This window comes from Streptomyces sp. Da 82-17, assembly GCF_046098215.1.
GTDB lineage: Bacteria > Actinomycetota > Actinomycetes > Streptomycetales > Streptomycetaceae > Streptomyces.
Genome location: NZ_JBJURH010000017.1, coordinates 1 through 16,423, shown reverse-complemented (window position 1 = coordinate 16,423; position 16,423 = coordinate 1). Strand labels below are relative to the sequence as shown.

At 71.2% G+C, this 16,423-nt stretch carries 14 protein-coding genes; 10 read left to right on the top strand and 4 right to left on the bottom strand.

The window, feature by feature from the left end; translation table 11 throughout:
• Positions 1 to 73: 73 nt before the first annotated feature.
• Entirely contained in the window at positions 74 to 523 is a 450-nt protein-coding gene (locus ACIDOF_RS25885) for a metallopeptidase family protein (protein ID WP_409008628.1), read from the bottom strand.
• 378 nt (positions 524 to 901) lie between these two features.
• Between ACIDOF_RS25885 and ACIDOF_RS25880 the strand changes: the two genes are divergently transcribed.
• From ACIDOF_RS25880 to ACIDOF_RS25850, 7 genes are all read left to right on the top strand, one after another.
• The gene (locus ACIDOF_RS25880; protein WP_282546964.1) at positions 902 to 1,279 is read left to right on the top strand and encodes a DUF3499 domain-containing protein; all 378 of its coding nucleotides are present in this window, start codon (positions 902 to 904) and stop codon (positions 1,277 to 1,279) included.
• Positions 1,280 to 1,469: 190 nt separating this feature from the next.
• The gene (locus ACIDOF_RS25875) at positions 1,470 to 3,086 is read left to right on the top strand and encodes an L-lactate permease (protein WP_409008494.1); all 1,617 of its coding nucleotides are present in this window, start codon (positions 1,470 to 1,472) and stop codon (positions 3,084 to 3,086) included.
• A 227-nt stretch (positions 3,087 to 3,313) separates the two neighbouring features.
• A complete protein-coding gene (locus ACIDOF_RS25870; RefSeq protein ID WP_409008493.1) occupies positions 3,314 to 4,681 on the top strand; it encodes a phosphomannomutase/phosphoglucomutase in 1,368 nt (455 codons plus the stop codon).
• A 394-nt stretch (positions 4,682 to 5,075) separates the two neighbouring features.
• Positions 5,076 to 5,246 carry a Trm112 family protein gene (locus tag ACIDOF_RS25865; protein WP_282546967.1) on the top strand — a complete coding sequence of 57 codons (171 nt, stop codon included), beginning with the start codon at positions 5,076 to 5,078 and terminating at the stop codon, positions 5,244 to 5,246.
• 126 nt (positions 5,247 to 5,372) lie between these two features.
• Positions 5,373 to 6,503 carry an SIS domain-containing protein gene (locus ACIDOF_RS25860; protein WP_409008492.1) on the top strand — a complete coding sequence of 377 codons (1,131 nt, stop codon included), beginning with the start codon at positions 5,373 to 5,375 and terminating at the stop codon, positions 6,501 to 6,503.
• 133 nt (positions 6,504 to 6,636) lie between these two features.
• Positions 6,637 to 7,788, top strand: coding sequence for a mannose-6-phosphate isomerase, class I (gene manA / locus ACIDOF_RS25855; RefSeq protein WP_409008491.1), 1,152 nt, complete (start codon positions 6,637 to 6,639; stop codon positions 7,786 to 7,788).
• A gap of 110 nt (positions 7,789 to 7,898) precedes the next feature.
• Positions 7,899 to 8,876 carry a cation diffusion facilitator family transporter gene (locus ACIDOF_RS25850; protein WP_409008490.1) on the top strand — a complete coding sequence of 326 codons (978 nt, stop codon included), beginning with the start codon at positions 7,899 to 7,901 and terminating at the stop codon, positions 8,874 to 8,876.
• A 220-nt stretch (positions 8,877 to 9,096) separates the two neighbouring features.
• Here ACIDOF_RS25850 and ACIDOF_RS25845 read toward each other — a convergent pair whose 3' ends face one another.
• A complete protein-coding gene (locus ACIDOF_RS25845) occupies positions 9,097 to 11,328 on the bottom strand; it encodes a fructose-specific PTS transporter subunit EIIC (protein ID WP_409008489.1) in 2,232 nt (743 codons plus the stop codon).
• 348 nt (positions 11,329 to 11,676) lie between these two features.
• On the opposite strand from ACIDOF_RS25845, the gene ahcY reads away from it, so the two are divergent.
• Together ahcY and ACIDOF_RS25835 are read left to right on the top strand one after the other, a co-directional pair.
• The gene (gene ahcY, locus ACIDOF_RS25840) at positions 11,677 to 13,134 is read left to right on the top strand and encodes an adenosylhomocysteinase (protein ID WP_409008488.1); all 1,458 of its coding nucleotides are present in this window, start codon (positions 11,677 to 11,679) and stop codon (positions 13,132 to 13,134) included.
• 201 nt (positions 13,135 to 13,335) lie between these two features.
• Entirely contained in the window at positions 13,336 to 13,959 is a 624-nt protein-coding gene (locus tag ACIDOF_RS25835) for a hypothetical protein (RefSeq protein WP_409008487.1), read from the top strand.
• A 37-nt stretch (positions 13,960 to 13,996) separates the two neighbouring features.
• Here the strand turns inward: ACIDOF_RS25835 and ACIDOF_RS25830 are convergent, their stop codons facing one another.
• Positions 13,997 to 14,935, bottom strand: a complete 939-nt coding sequence (locus ACIDOF_RS25830; RefSeq protein WP_409008486.1) for an RDD family protein — start codon at positions 14,933 to 14,935, stop codon at positions 13,997 to 13,999.
• A gap of 91 nt (positions 14,936 to 15,026) precedes the next feature.
• Between ACIDOF_RS25830 and ACIDOF_RS25825 the strand changes: the two genes are divergently transcribed.
• Positions 15,027 to 16,034 carry a stage II sporulation protein M gene (locus ACIDOF_RS25825; RefSeq protein ID WP_409008485.1) on the top strand — a complete coding sequence of 336 codons (1,008 nt, stop codon included), beginning with the start codon at positions 15,027 to 15,029 and terminating at the stop codon, positions 16,032 to 16,034.
• A gap of 122 nt (positions 16,035 to 16,156) precedes the next feature.
• On the opposite strand, the gene ACIDOF_RS25820 is transcribed toward ACIDOF_RS25825, so the two are convergent.
• The coding region (locus tag ACIDOF_RS25820; protein WP_409008484.1) for a hypothetical protein at positions 16,157 to 16,423 on the bottom strand (267 nt) is incomplete at its 5' end.

Here is a 16,423-nt window from a genome sequence, read left to right as displayed (position 1 = left end):
GAAAGCGGCCGGGTGCCGGGCGGGTCTGCACCCCCGTCCCGGCCCCCGGGTGCGCGCGTCAGTCCGCGCCGCGTCAGTCCTCGCCGTAGCGCGGGTCGACCGCGTCCGGGGTCAGGCCGAGGAGCTCGGCGACCTGCTCCACGACCACCTCGTGCACCAGGGCGGCGCGCTCGTCCCGGCTCTTCGTGCGGATCTCGACCGGGCGGCGGTAGACGACGATCCGCGCGGGTGTGTCGTCCCGCGCGGCGAGCGTCCCGCCCAGGGGCACGCCGTCCTCGCCGAGCGCCTCGCTCGCGCCGTTCATGTACGGCACGTCCTGGACCAGGAACTCGATGTCGGCGAGCTGCGGCCAGCGCCGCTCGAGCCGCTCCACGGAGTCCTGCACGAGGTCGGCGAAGACCTCGCCCCGGCTCGCGGCGAGCGGCACCTGCGGCGGCGCCACGGGTCCGCGCATGCCGCGGCCGTGCCGGTCTCTGCGGCGGATCCTGGGCTCGGTCGCGCGGGGCGGTACGGACTTGTCCATCACCGGTGAAGCGTAATCCTCCGCACTGACACCGGGCGGCCACGCGGGCTCCACGCGCGCGTGGAGCCCGGAACTGCGGCCCCGGCGGCGTCAGCCGCGCGACCGGACGGCGGCGGGCTTGTCGCCCGATGACCATTCCAGCCAACCTTGGGCTCGTTTGCGTAACCCACCGAGACCACCGGACTCATGGCAAATGACGGCATTTGCACCGAGTGTGGTCCGGTTTCAACCCCCTTGATCCTGGCTCTTCTTGGGGTCTGCGCAGGTCAGAACGGGCTCCCCGGAGGGGCCTGTGTGAGGGATCACACCGCGACACGGGGGAGTGACCTCGGGGAGAGTCGTCGCGGCCCGCTCAAGAGTGCGGTACCGTCCAACGTCGTGAGCCCTGTACGTCGCTGTTCGCGCACCGCTTGCGGCCGTCCCGCCGTCGCGACGCTGACGTACGTCTACGCCGACTCGACCGCGGTCCTCGGCCCCCTCGCCACTTACGCCGAACCCCACTGCTACGACCTGTGCGCCGAGCACTCCGAGCGCCTCACCGCGCCGCGTGGCTGGGAGGTCGTCCGGCTGGCCGACACGTCGGCGCCGGGGCGCCCGAGCGGGGACGACCTGGAGGCGCTCGCCAACGCCGTCCGTGAGGCGGCCCGCCCCCAGGAGCGTGCGGCCGAGGCCGGCGGCAGCGGGGCGCGCTCGGCGGACCCGATGGAGGTCGCCCGCCGCGGCCACCTCCGCGTCCTCCGCTCGCCGGAGAACTGAGAACTCCTCCCCAGCAGCGTCTTTCCGCCTCCCTCTGAGGCTGACGTTTTCTCTTCAACAATCGTTGCTGTACGGACCATTGACTTCCCCTTGTCGCGGACACGACGATTCCGCCACCCGTGAGTGATCGCTTTCCGCATGCCGGAATGGACGGGAAGTGACGGAACCTCATGGGGCCCGGGAGGCCCGTGTGTTCGTACAGGAACTGGAACCCGTCGCCGACTCGCTCGGCCTGTCCGCACTGATCGCCGCACTACCCCTGGTCACCGTGCTCGTCCTGCTCGGCGCGGTCCGCATGAAGGCCCACCGCGCGGGGCTCATCGGCCTCGCCGTCGCCGTCCTCGTCGCCTGGCTCGCGTACGGGATGCCGCTCGGGCAGACGCTGTCGAGCGGCGCGCAGGGCGTACTCTTCGGCCTCTTCCCGATCATGTGGATCGTCGTCAACGCCCTGTGGGTGTACCGGATGACCGTCCGCACCCAGCACTTCGACATCCTGCGCCGCTCCTTCGGGCGGCTCTCCGACGACCCACGCATCCAGGCGCTCGTCATCGCCTTCTGCTTCGGCGCGCTCCTGGAGGCGCTCGCGGGCTTCGGCGCGCCGGTCGCCATCAGCGCGGTGATGCTGGTCGCGCTCGGCTTCCAGCCGGTGCGCGCGGCCGTCGTCGCCCTCGTCGCCAACACCGCGCCCGTCGCCTTCGGCGCCATGGGCACACCGGTCGTGACGCTCGCTCAGGTCACCGGCCTGCCCCTGGAGTCGGTCGCCTCCGTCGTGGGCCGTCAGACGCCGCTCCTGGCCCTTGTGGTGCCGCTCGTGCTCGTCGGCCTGGTCGACGGCAAGCGCGGGCTGCGCGAGACCTGGCTGCCCGCCGTGGTGTGCGGAACCGCCTTCGCCGCCGCCCAGTTCGTGGCGTCCAACTACGTCTCCGCCCAACTCGCCGACATCGGGGCCGCACTGGCCGGCGCCGCCGCCCTCGTGGCCCTCCCCAGCGCCCGCAAACCGGCCGCCGAACCGGTGCGCGCCGCGGTCCTCACCGGCGTACGCAGCGAGGACCTGGACACCGAGGACCCGCGCCGCGAAGTGGTGCGCGCCTACGCGCCGTACGCGCTCATCGTGGTCGTGTTCTCGCTCGCGCAGATCCCGGCGGTCAAGGACCTGCTCGCCGGGGCCACCCAGGTCTTCGACTGGCCGTTCCTCAACGTCGCCGACCCCGAGGGCAACCCGGTCGGCGCCAACGAGTTCTCCCTTCCGCTGATCGCGACCGGCGGCACGCTCGTGCTGTTCGCCGGGGTCCTCACGGCCGGCGTGATCGGGGTGCACGCGCGCGTGGCGCTGCGCGAATGGGGCGCCACTGTGCACGAACTGCGCTTCGCGATCCTCACCGTCACCTCGGTGCTCGCCCTGGCGTACGTCATGAACCTCTCCGGACAGGCCGCCGTCATCGGGCACTTCGTGGCCGCGGCGGGCGCGGGGCTCGCGTTCCTGTCGCCGGTGCTCGGCTGGTTCGGCGTCGCCGTCTCAGGTTCCGACACCTCCGCCAACGCGCTGTTCGGCGCCCTGCAGGTGACGGCCGCGCGGCAGTCCGGACTCTCGCCCGAACTCCTCGCCGCCGCCAACAGCTCCGGTGGTGTGCTCGGCAAGATGATCTCGCCGCAGAACCTCACCATCGCCTGCGCGGCCGTCGGACTCGCGGGCAAGGAGGGCGACTTGCTCCGCAAGGTGCTGCCCTGGAGCCTCGGCCTGCTCCTGGTGATGTGTCTGATCGTCGTCGCCCAGAGCACGTTCCTGCTGGGGTGGATGCTGCCCTGAGCCGTTGCTCCCTGAGTCGTTGCTCCACGAGCTGTTCCTCCGCTGAGCCGTTGCTCCCAGGGGTACTGGTCCCAGGGAGCGCGGCGACCGCCCGGACACCGACCCGACACCGTCCGGCCACCGCCGGGACACGGCCCGGACATCGCCGTGTCCCGGCGGCCGGGCTCGTGCCGGACTGTCAGCGGCGAGCGGTACGTTGGGGGGCACCGCACAGGATTCCAGGAGGGTTGGCAGTGGCTGATCTGTCGCAGATCGTGAAGGCGTACGACGTACGCGGGGTGGTCCCCGACCAGTGGGACGAATCCCTGGCCGAGCTGTTCGGCGCGGCCTTCGCGCAGGTCACGGACGCGCGCGCGATCGTGGTCGGGCACGACATGCGACCGTCCTCCCCGGGGCTGTCGCGGGCCTTCGCGCGCGGTGCGGCCGCCCGCGGGGTCGACGTCACCGAGATCGGCCTGTGCTCGACGGACCAGCTGTACTACGCCTCCGGCGCCCTCGACCTGCCCGGCGCGATGTTCACCGCCTCGCACAACCCGGCGCAGTACAACGGCATCAAGATGTGCCGCGCGGGCGCCGCCCCGGTCGGGCAGGACACCGGTCTCGCCGAGATCCGCCGCCTCGTCGAGGAGTGGTCGGCCGCCGGCGCCCCCGCCCCGGCCGACACCCCCGGCGAGATCACCGGCCGCGACACCCTCAAGGACTACGCGGCCCACCTCCGCCACCTCGTGGACCTGACGGAGATCCGCCCCCTGAAGGTCGTCGTGGACGCGGGCAACGGCATGGGCGGGCACACCGTCCCGACCGTCTTCGAGGGCCTGCCGCTCGAACTGGTGCCGATGTACTTCGAGTTGGACGGCACGTTCCCCAACCACGAGGCCAACCCGCTCGACCCGGCGAACATCGTGGACCTCCAGAAGCGCGTCCGCGCCGAGGACGCCGACCTGGGCCTCGCCTTCGACGGTGACGCGGACCGCTGCTTCGTGGTGGACGAGCGCGGCGAGCCGGTCTCCCCGTCGGCGATCACCGCCCTGGTCGCCGCCCGCGAGCTGGCCAGGAACGGCGGCAAGGGCACCGTCATCCACAACCTGATCACCTCCTGGTCGGTCCCCGAGGTCGTACGGGAGAACGGCGGCACGCCCGCGCGCACACGCGTGGGGCACTCCTTCATCAAGGAGGAGATGGCCAAGACCGGCGCGATCTTCGGTGGCGAGCACTCCGCGCACTACTACTTCCGCGACTTCTGGAACGCCGACACCGGCATGCTGGCCGCCCTGCACGTCCTCGCGGCCCTCGGCGGCCAGGAGGGCCCGCTGTCGGCACTGGTCGAGGAGTACGACCGGTACGAGGGCTCGGGCGAGATCAACTCCACGGTCGACGACCAGGCGGGCCGCGCGGCGGCGGTCAAGGAGGCCTACGCCGGCCGCGAGGGGCTGACCCTGGACGAGCTGGACGGCCTGACGGTCACCGGCGCGGACTGGTGGTTCAACCTCCGCCCGTCCAACACCGAGCCGCTGCTCCGCCTGAACGTGGAGGCGCGGGACGCCGAGACCATGGCCCGGGTGCGGGACGAGGTCCTGGCGATCGTCAGAGGCTGAGTGGCAGCGCGGCCTGCGTACGGCCTGGGCCACCGCCGTACGCAGCCCCTGCCGCGTACCCGGACGCACTCTCCCCGCGGCTGTCATGCACACCACCCACGCAGTCCCGGAACCGCCCAGGTCAGGCCGTCACAGCGGGCCCGGGGCCGCCCCTGCGGCCCGGCGTCGGGCCTCGTGCGGCGGTAGGCTGACCAGGCGCAATCCATAGTCCTGACCCGGGCGCCCGCCCAGGTCGGGCCGAGGCCCGCGCGGCCTCGGGCGCAGGTCGGACGGACCTCGGACACCCGAGCCGCCCGCCGACCGAGCCCGACCGCCGCCGACCGCCCCGACCCACTCCGACACACGCTCTGACCACCGGCCCGCCCGACGGTCAGTCACCGAAGGGAACCGTTCCATGGCGCTCGAAGCCGGCCTCCTGGAGATCCTCGCCTGCCCGGCCTGCCACGCCCCCCTCAAGGAGGCGGACGCCGAGCTGCTCTGCACCGGCGAGGGCTGCGGCCTGGCCTACCCGGTGAAGGACGGCATCCCGGTGCTGCTCGTCGACGAGGCCCGCCGCCCCGCCTAGCCGCCCCCGCGCGGGAGCCGGCCGGGCCGACGGCGCCAGCGAAGCCGCCCTCGTCCGCTCCCGCCCCATGCCGTACGCACGCACGACCCCACTGCCGTACGCATCGGCGATCGGAGGCTCCCACCCGTGCTCGACGACTCGCTGCTGGAAGACCCCGAGGCGCTCGGCCGCGCCGACCGCAGAGGCCTGCTGCGCGGCGCCGCGGAAGCAGGCGCCAGAGTGCGCACGGCACTGCGGCACGCCACCGAGTCCGGCCTCACCGAACTCAAACCCGACGGCCGCCCCCGCGCCGTCCTCGTCGCCGGACCCGGCACCGCCGCCGCCGGAGTCGCGGACCTGCTCGACGCGCTCGCCGGCTCGAGCTCCCCGGTCCTGCGGCTCCGCCCCACCGGCGTGGCGCCCGCCGCCGGAGCCCTCCGCTGGGGCCTGCCCGGCTGGGCCGGCCCCGTCGACCTGCTGCTCATCGCCACCCCCGACGGCACCGAACCCGGCCTCGAGGTCCTCGCCGAACAGGCCTACCGGCGCGGCCTCACCGTCGTCTCCGTCGCCCCCGCCAAGGCCCCGCTCACCGAGACCATCGGCGGCAAGCACGGCCTGGCCGTCCCCATGGCGACGCCGCTGCACGCCGAGTACGAGGAGTTGGCCCTCGTCGGCCCCGACGTCCTGTGGGCCCTCCTCACGCCCCTCCTCGTCCTCCTCGGCCGCACCGGCCTGATCGAGGCCGCCCCCGACGCCCTGCAGAAGGTCGCCGACCGCCTCGACGCCACCGCCGAGCGCTGCGGCCCCGCCGTCGCCACGTACAGCAACCCGGCCAAGACCCTCGCCGCCGAGCTGTACGAGACGCTCCCGCTGCTCTGGACCGAAGGCCCCGGCGCGGGCCCCGTCGGCCGCCGCTTCGCCGCCGCGCTCGGTGAGCTCGCCGGCACCCCTGCCCTCGCCGCCGAACTGCCCGAGGCCCTGCCCGCCCACGGTCCGCTGCTCACCGGCGACCTCGCGGCGGGCGGCGACCCCGACGACTTCTTCCGCGACCGCGTCGAGGAAGAACAGGCACTACGCGCGCGTGCCGTCCTGTTGCGCGACCGCTCCGACGGCGGGCTCAGCGCCGCCCCCGCCGCCCGCGAACTCGCCCTCAGCCACGACACCGCGGTCAGCGAACTCGAACCCCAGGACGGCACCGAACTGGAGATGCTCGCCGAGCTGATCGCCGTCACGGATTTCGCCGCCGTTTACCTGGCGCTCGCTTCCGGGGCCCGATGATGACCCACGCCGACCGACCGCAACCGGCCCCGCGGAACCCCGCCCGCCCCCGCCGCCCAGGACAGCCCGCTGCCCGAGCCGGGTCCGGGCCGTCCGCGCCGGCCGCGTGACCCACGTACGAAAGAAGTCCCGCATGGACCGCCTCTCCAACACCGTCCGCCCCTACGCCTGGGGTTCGACCACGGCCATCCCCGAGCTCCTCGGGGTGGAACCGACCGGCGAACCGCAGGCCGAGATGTGGATGGGCGCCCACCCCGGCGCGCCCTCGCGCCTCGAACGCGGCCCGTTGAACGAGGTGATCGCCGCCGCCCCGGAGGCCGAGCTGGGCCCCGAAGCGGTCGCGAAGTTCGGCCCCCGCCTGCCCTTCCTGCTCAAGCTCCTCGCGGCCGGCGCCCCCCTCTCCCTCCAGGTCCACCCCGACCTCGCCCAGGCCAAGGAGGGGTACGAGGACGAGGAGCGCCGCGGCGTCCCCGTCGACGCCCCGCACCGCAACTACAAGGACGCCAACCACAAGCCCGAACTCATCTGCGCGCTCACGCCGTTCGACGGCCTGTGCGGCTTCCGCGACCCCGACGACACGGCCCGCCTCCTCGAAGGCCTCGACGTCAACTCCCTGAAGCCGTACGTCGATCTGCTGCACGCCCACCCCGAAGAGGCCGCCCTCCGCGAGGTCCTCACCGCCGTACTCAGCGCGGACCGTGACGAGATGGCCGCCACGGTCACCGAGGCCGCGGCCGCCGCCGAACGCATCGGCGGGCACTACGAGCCGTACGCGCGCATCGCCCACGACTACCCGGGCGACCCCGGCGTCATCGCCGCCATGCTGCTCAACCACGTCCGGCTCCAGCCCGGCGAGGCCCTGTTCCTCGGCGCCGGCGTCCCGCACGCGTACCTGAACGGCCTCGGCGTCGAGATCATGGCCAACTCCGACAACGTGCTGCGTTGCGGCCTCACGCCCAAGCACGTCGACGTCCCCGAACTCCTGCGCATCGTCCGCTTCCAGGCCACCGACCCGGGCGTCCTGCGGCCGGAGGCCGACCCGGACGGCGAGGAGGTCTACGAGACGCCGATCGACGAGTTCCGCCTCTCCCGCTTCGTCCTGCCCACCGGGTCGACGCCGCGCGACCTGACCGCCCGTACGCCCCAAATCCTGCTCTGCACCGCCGGAAACGTGCACACAGGAGAGCTCGAACTCGCTCCCGGAGAGTCGGTTTTCGTCCCCGCGGGGGAGAAGACGGAGATCTCCGGAAACGGCACCCTGTTCCGGGCGACGGTAGTGGCCTGACATTCCGCGCTCCGGCCGTGCTGCAACAATGACCCACCGCACGGCATGGGCACGGCGAGTTTTGGGACGTACGAGACGTACGTGAACGTACGAAGGGACAACGGGCACTCATGAGCGCGTCAGGCGGGACCAAGGCGATCGTGGCGGCACTGGCCGCCAACCTCGCGATCGCGGTAGCGAAGTTCGTGGCCTTCCTCTTCAGCGGCTCGTCGTCGATGCTCGCGGAGAGCGTCCACTCGCTGGCCGACTCCGGCAACCAGGGCCTGCTGCTGGTCGGCGGTAAGAAGGCCAAGCGCGAGGCGACCCCGCAGCACCCCTTCGGGTACGGCCGCGAGCGCTACATCTACGCGTTCCTCGTCTCGATCGTGCTGTTCTCGGTCGGTGGCATGTTCGCCATCTACGAGGGCTACGAGAAGATCAAGCACCCGCACGAGCTCGAGCACTGGTACTGGCCGGTCGGCGTCCTGGTGTTCGCGATCATCGCCGAGGCCTTCTCGTTCCGTACGGCGATCAAGGAGTCCAACGCGGTCCGCGGCGGGCTCTCCTGGAAGGAGTTCGTCCGCCGGGCCAAGGCGCCCGAGCTGCCGGTCGTGCTCCTGGAGGACCTCGGCGCCCTCGTCGGCCTGATCCTCGCGCTCGGCGGCGTCGGCCTGGCCCTCGCCACCGGCAACGGCGTCTGGGACGGCATCGGCACGCTCTGCATCGGTGTCCTGCTCATCGCGATCGCGATCGTCCTCGCGGCCGAGACCAAGTCGCTGCTGCTCGGCGAGGCCGCCGGCACGGACGAGGTCGAGAAGATCGAGAAGGCGCTCGTCGACGGCGAGACCGTCACCCGCGTCATCCACATGCGCACGCTCCACCTCGGCCCGGAGGAGCTCCTCGTCGCCGCGAAGGTCGCCGTCCGGCACGACGACACGGCGAGCGAGGTGGCCGCCGCCATCAACAACGCGGAGGACCGCATCCGCGCGGCCGTCCCGATCGCCCGCGTCATCTACCTGGAGCCGGACGTCTACAGCGAGTCCGCGGCCGCCGCCGGCGTCAACCCGGCCAAGGCCCCGGGCGGCCCGGGCACGGGCGACGAGCACTGACGCCGCCGCACTGCTCTTGAACGAGTCGGGCCCCGCACCACCGAGACCTCGGTCTCCCGGTGCGGGGCCCAACTCTTCTTTGTAGTACGTGATTTCGGAGCGCTCTAGTGCCTGGCGCGGGTGCCGAAGTGCCTCACGCGGGCGCCGTAGTGCCTGATTTCGGCGCCGCAGTGCGTGGTTTCGGTGCCGCAGTGCGTGGTTTCGGCGTCCTGGAGCACGATCACTGGATCTCCCGCAGTACGTCGACCACCGCCTGCTTGTCCGGCGCCGACATCAGCCGCTCGCGGAAGCCGGGGTCCATGAGCTTGCGGGAGAGCAGCGCCAGGATCCGCAGATGCTCGTCGCCCGCGGCCGCCTCCGGCACCGAGATCATGAAGATCAGCTTGGCCTGCGTACCGTCCAACGCGCCCCACTCGATGCCCTCCGGCGACCGGGCGAAGCCCACCACCGGCGACGTCACCGCGTCCGTCTTGGCGTGCGGGATCGCGATCTCCTCGCCGAGGCCCGTGGTGCCCTGCGCCTCGCGCCGCAGCGCGGTCCGCACGAGCTCCTCGGTGTCGGCGACCTTGCCGGTCGACGCGAGCATGCCCGCCAGCTCGCGGATCGCCGACTCCTTGTCCGTGGCGTCGAGCCGCAGCTTCACGGTCTGCTCGGTGAGGTACCCGGAGAGGACTTCGCCGCCGGCCTCGGAGCCGCCGACGGTCTCTGCGGCAGCGGGCGAGGGCGCGGGCTCAGCAGCCGCCCCGGCCCCGGTCCCTGCCACGGCGGCTGCGCCTTCGCCCTCGGTCGCCCGGCCCGCCGCCTCCGCGCCCTCGTCAGCACCCGTACGAGAAGGCGGCTCGGCGCTCTTCTCCACGGTCGGGGTGGGCGAACTCGCCGGGGGAGCGGCGCTCGCGGCCGCCACACCGGCGACACCGGCGCCGGCCGCACCCGCGCCGACGCCCGCGAGCGCCGGTTCGGCCGCACCGGCCGGAACCGCAGCCGCCCCGCGCCGCCTGCGCTCACTGATGTCGACCAGCGTGACCGTGGTCAGCGCCGTCACCACCGCGCCGATCGCCACCGCCACGAAGAACATCGCCACACCGCCGATCGCACCCAGCACCGCGACGATCGGACCGCCGTGCGGCACCGCGTCCTCGACCCCGGCCAGACCCGCGATCGCACCGGCCACCGCACCGCCCAGCATGTTCGCCGGAATCACCTGCGCGGGCCGCGCCGCCGCGAACGGAATGGCACCCTCCGAGATGCCGAAGAAGCCCATGAACAGCGCGGCCAGACCCGTCTCGCGCTCCTGCTCCGTGTACAGCTTCTTCCGCAGCAGCGTCGCCAGGCCCTGGCCGAGCGGCATGACCGGAATGGCCGCCGCGCACATGCCCATGACCGTCTGGTTGCCGCTCGCGATCAGCCCCGCACCGAACAGGAACGCCGTCTTGTTGACCGGCCCGCCCATGTCGAAGGCGATCATCAGGCCGAGGATCGCGCCGAGCAGGATCGCGCTCGTCCCCGTCATCCCGCTGAGCCAGCTGGTCAGGTGCTCGAAGACCCACGCGATCGGCTTGCCGATGACGTAGATGAAGAACAGCCCGAGCGCCGACGTCGCCACGATCGGGATCACGATGATCGGCATGATCGGCTGGGCGAACTTCGGGACCTTGACCTTCTTGATCCACAGCACCAGATATCCGGCCAGGAAGCCGGTCACGATCGCCCCGATGAAGCCGGCGCCCGCCTCCGAGTCGTACAGCTCACCGGTGTTGGCGATCCAGCCGCCGATCATGCCCGGCACGAGCGCGGGCCGGTCCCCGATCGCGTACGCGATGTACCCGGACAGGATCGGCACCATCAGCGTGAAGCCGATGACCCCGATGTCGTTGACGTGCTTCCAGAACGAGCCGTCCGGAATGACCAGACCGCCCTCAGGATCCGTGTGCCCGCCGAGCGACAGCGAGATCGCGATCAGCAGACCGCCGACCACGACGAACGGAATCATGTACGAGACGCCGTTCATCAGCGCCTTGTACGCGAGGCTGCGCTCCTTGCCGCCGCCCCCGCCCGTGCCTATCGCCCCGCCGCCCGCAGGGGCCGAGCCCCCGCCGCCGTGCACGGGCGCGGTCCGCACGCGCTCGATCAGCTCCTCGGGGTGCCGGATCCCCTCCGCGACGCCGACGCTCAGGATCTGCTTCCCGGCGAAGCGTTCGAGGTCGACCTCCTTGTCGGCGGCGATGATGACGCCGTCCGCGTCTCTGACATCGTTGTCGGAGAGTACGTTCTCGGACCCGATGGAGCCCTGCGTCTCCACCTTCATCTCGATGCCGAGCTCCTCGGCGGCCTGCTGCAGCTTCTCCGCCGCCATGTACGTATGGGCGATGCCGGTCGGGCAGGCGGTCACCGCGACCAACTTTCTCTGCCCTGCCTGGCCCGCGGCCTTCGGCGGGTCGCTCGGACTGGTCACGTGGATCTCCTTACGCCTTCATCGAACAGATCGCGCACATGTTCCCGATCTCAGGGCATCCTGCAACACGTACGCCCGTAATCAAAAGTCGAAATGTCCTGATTGTCGGGCGTGCTGAGACCGTCCCGCAGACCTGCCAAGGTAGGAGGCGGACTGGGGCTCGCTGGGCCGATCGGTGTAGATTCGTAACCCAGCCAGACGTCGCTGCTGATGGCGGTCGGGCGGCCCCCGGGCTGTCCGAGGGAGAGAGGGCCTCGGACGACTGCGCTGCGAGTGCCGGGCATTCCTATGCTCGTCGCCGCAGAACAGCCATGCCCAACCTCGACCGATTACGAGGAGCAGCTCGCCATGACGACTGTCGCCAACCGACAGGACTTCAAGGTCGCCGACCTCTCCCTCGCGGAGTTCGGCCGCAAGGAGATCACCCTCGCCGAGCACGAGATGCCCGGCCTGATGGCCATCCGCAAGGAGTACGCGGCCGCGCAGCCGCTGGCCGGCGCCCGCATCACCGGCTCTCTGCACATGACGGTGCAGACCGCCGTCCTGATCGAGACCCTCGCCGCCCTGGGCGCCGAGGTCCGCTGGGCCTCCTGCAACATCTTCTCCACCCAGGACCACGCTGCCGCGGCCATCGCCGTCGGCCCGAACGGCACCCCGGACGCCCCCGCGGGCATCCCGGTCTTCGCCTGGAAGGGCGAGACCCTCGAGGAGTACTGGTGGTGCACCGAGCAGGCCCTGACCTGGCCGAACTCGCCCACCGGCGGCCCGAACATGATCCTGGACGACGGCGGCGACGCCACGCTCCTCGTCCACAAGGGCGTCGAGTACGAGAAGGACGGCAAGGTCCCCGCCGTGGACACGGCGGAGTCCGACGAGCACCGCGTCATCCTCCAGCTCCTGCACCGCACCCTCGGTGAGAACCCGCAGAAGTGGACCAAGCTCGCCTCGGAGATCCGCGGCGTGACGGAGGAGACCACGACCGGCGTCCACCGCCTGTACGAGATGCACCGGGACGGCACGCTGTTGTTCCCGGCGATCAACGTCAACGACGCGGTGACGAAGTCGAAGTTCGACAACAAGTACGGCTGCCGGCACTCGCTGGTGGACGGCATCAACCGCGCCACGGACGTGCTGATCGGCGGCAAGACCGCGGTCGTCTGCGGTTACGGCGACGTCGGCAAGGGCTGCGCGGAGTCGCTGCGCGGTCAGGGCGCCCGCGTGATCGTCACCGAGATCGACCCGATCTGCGCGCTGCAGGCGGCGATGGACGGCTACCAGGTCACGACGCTGGACGAGGTCGTGGAGACGGCCGACATCTTCGTCACGACCACGGGCAACAAGGACATCATCATGGCCTCGGACATGGCCAAGATGAAGCACCAGGCGATCGTCGGGAACATCGGCCACTTCGACAACGAGATCGACATGGCCGGCCTCGCGGCGATCGACGGGATCGTGAAGGACGAGGTCAAGCCGCAGGTCCACACGTGGACGTTCCCGGACGGCAAGGTCATCATCGTGCTGTCCGAGGGCCGTCTGCTGAACCTCGGCAACGCGACGGGCCACCCGTCGTTCGTGATGTCCAACAGCTTCGCGGACCAGACCCTGGCCCAGATCGAGCTGTTCACGAAGCCGCAGGACTACCCGACCGACGTGTACGTGCTGCCGAAGCACCTGGACGAGAAGGTGGCCCGCCTCCACCTGGACGCGCTGGGCGTGAAGCTGACCCAGCTGCGTCCGGAGCAGGCCGAGTACATCGGCGTGAAGGTCGACGGCCCGTACAAGCCGGACCACTACCGCTACTGATCCGACCCAGGCGTCCGGACGGCCCCGGCCACCGGACGCCGCCGGCCGTAGCCTGAAGCAGGCCCTCGCCCTCGCGGCGGGGGCCTGCCCCCTTGAGGGCCGCCCGGAGCGGGCCCGGCCAGACCCGCGGCCTCGGCCGGACACGCGGCCCAGGTGCGCCCCGCACAGCCGACCAAGGCCCCCACGAAGGACCCGTAATCCATGCCTCGCGGCCGCTACTCGCTCCACGATCCCCACGACCACACCCCCCTCGGCGAAGAACACTTCCACTGCGCCCCCGGCCCCTCCGGCTGGCGCTACGTCTCCCAACTCACCACGCCCGCGGGCGATCACGCGGGCTCCGTCGACCTGGCCATCGACGAACTGGGCCGCCCCATCCGCGCCGAACTCCACGCCGCGAGCTGGCAGGTGCGCGGCGCCGCCCTGGACGGCGTCACCTGGGTCCGCACCGACCCCTCAGGCGAGCACGCCACCGAAGGCAACGTCGCCGCTCACGCCTTCACCGGCGCGTCCCCCGCATTTCTGATCGCCACAGCCCGTCTGCTGCGCCTCACCCCGAGCACCCCCGCCACTCGCGTCCGCCTCGTCTGCTTCACCCAGCCGGTCCTCGCCCCGCGCACCCTCGACCAGTCCTGGGCCCTGCTGAAGACAGAACCACACGCCACTGACATCGGCCCGCTGAATGTGGACGAGTACCAGGTCACGGCCCTGGACACGGGCGAGCAGAGCCTCGTGCACATCACCGGCGACGTGGTCCTGGCCGCCCCCGGCCTCGAGCTCGAGCACCTGGACACCCCGCCCTCCCAGTTCCCGCCCGCCGACTGACGGAGGCGCCGGGATCAGGCGGCGCGATTGCCCGGACTCAGGCAGGCGGCACGAACCCGGTGGCAGGCGGAGCCTCACCCTCCGCCTCAGCGACGGCCGGCGGAACAGTCGGCGGAGCCGTCGGCAGAACCTCAGGGGCTTCGAACCCGTACGAGGGCTGCACAACCGGAACCACCGGCTGAGGACCTCCGACGGTCGGCTGCGACCCGACGCCTCCACCCTGGCCGCTCGCATCGAAGGCCCGCCGAACCTCCCGAGCCTGCCGCTCCTGAACGACCGCGGCCAGATACGCCCCGGCCGGCACCCCGTGCGGCAACGGCGCTCCCGTGCACGCCACGAGATCTCCGGCGAGCCGCTCCGCCATCGCGGCACCCACCTGCGGGTCGAGCTGCCCCATCCGCGTCAGGTACTGCCGGATCGCCAGCCACAGCCCGTCCGGCACCCCCGACAGATCGAGCTCGCCGAACCGCCCCACAAGCCACGGCGGCGGAGCCGGCACATAGGAACCCCGACCAGCAGCCACCCGCTCCCGTACGACGAGCGTCCCCGCGAACACGTCCCCGAGCCGCCGTCCGCGCGCGGACACCAAAGAGGCGATGATCGCGACGACGCCGAACGTCGCAAGGATCTCGACCACACCCATCGCCCCACGCACCAGGGCGTGCCGGAACCGAATGGGCCCTCCGTCGTCCCGCACCACTCGCAGCCCACAGGCCAGCTTCCCCAACGACCGCCCATGGCTGAGCGTTTCGACGGCGATCGGCCCACCCACGAGCACCAGCAGAAACGAGGCCACGGACATCGTCGCGACGGCCGCGTCGTCCAACGAGGCGGTGGCGGCCAACAGCACCACGGAAACAGCCACGTACACCGCGAACGCCACAGCGAGGTCGATGATCACGGCCAACGCCCTGCTCGGCAGCCTCGCCGCACGCAGCTCGAGCGCCACCGCCTCGCCCGTCACCAGTTCACTCACGCCCGCCCCTTTCCGCCCTGCCCCCGGAACGGCCAGTCTGCCAAGCTGAGCACCCGGCGCGCCGCCGTACGAGGAGGGGAGCAGCGGCCTGATGGACCTCGACGTGTTCGTGTCCGCCCACCGTCCCGAGTGGGACCGCTTGGACGAACTCCTGCGCCGACGCCGCCGCCTCACCGGCGACGAGGCCGACGAACTCGTCGTGCTCTACCAACGCACCGCCACCCACCTCTCCCTGATCCAGTCCAGCGCCCCCGACCCTCAGCTCACCGCGCGGCTCACACAACTGGTTGCACGCGCGCGTAGTGCCGTCACCGGAACCCGCCGCGCAGGCTGGCGCGACGTCACGCACTTCCTGAGCTCCGGTTTCCCCGCAGCGCTGTACCGAACCCGCCACTGGTGGGTGCCGACCGCCCTGCTCTCGACGGCAGTCGCAGCCCTCATCGGCTGGTGGATCGCGGCCCACCCAGAAGTGCAGTCAGCGATCGCCGCCCCTGAGGAACTGCGCGAGATGACCCGCCCCGGCGGCCGGTACGAGACCTACTACTCGAGCCACCCGGCGGCTTCCTTCGCCGCACAGGTGTGGACGAACAACGCACAGGCAGCAGCGATGTGCCTGGTCCTCGGCGCGTTCCTGGGCCTGCCGGTGATCTGGGTGCTCTTCCAGAACATGCTCAACGTGGGCGTGGGCATCGGCCTCATGTCGTCGGCCGGCCGCCTCGACACGTTCCTCGGCCTGATCCTCCCGCACGGCCTTCTCGAACTGACCGCGGTCTTCGTAGCCGCCGGCACAGGCCTCCGACTCGGCTGGACGGTCATCGACCCCGGTGCACGCACGCGACGCACAGCCCTCGCAGAGGAAGGCCGAGCGGCACTGGGCATGGCGGTGGGCCTCGCGCTGGTCCTGTTCATCTCGGGGGCCATCGAAGGCTTCGTCACCCCCTCAGGCCTCCCCACCTGGGCGAGGATCGGCATCGGCATTGCCGCCGAGCTGGCCTTCCTCGCGTACGTCTACGTGGTGGGCAGGCGCGCAGTACAGCGAGGCGAGACCGGAGACCTGGACCCGATGGAGCGCAGCACGTCCGCCCCCACGGCAGCTTGATGTGCGTCCACCCTCCCTGACCTGCTACTGTCCTCTCCGCCCCACAAAAGCCGTTGACACGGCTCGAGCGGGGAGGTAGATTCGAACAGTTGCCAGGAACTAGACAGGTTCGACCGCAACGGTTAGAATTTATCCGCTTCCGGGAAATTCATCCCGCACGAAGCATCCTTCCGATTAATCAGAATGAAGACGTCGGTAAGATCGACTGAAAAGCTCTGATAAACTCGGGACCACGCCAAAAGGAAGCCGAAAGGCAGCCAACGGCAAAATGGCTCTCCAACAGCCACGGATTCGAATACCGAATCGCTTCCGACAGGAAACGGAACGGAAAAAGGGTCTGGTAAGGTTGGAAACACCGAAGGGAAGCGCCCGGAGGAAAGCCCGAGAGG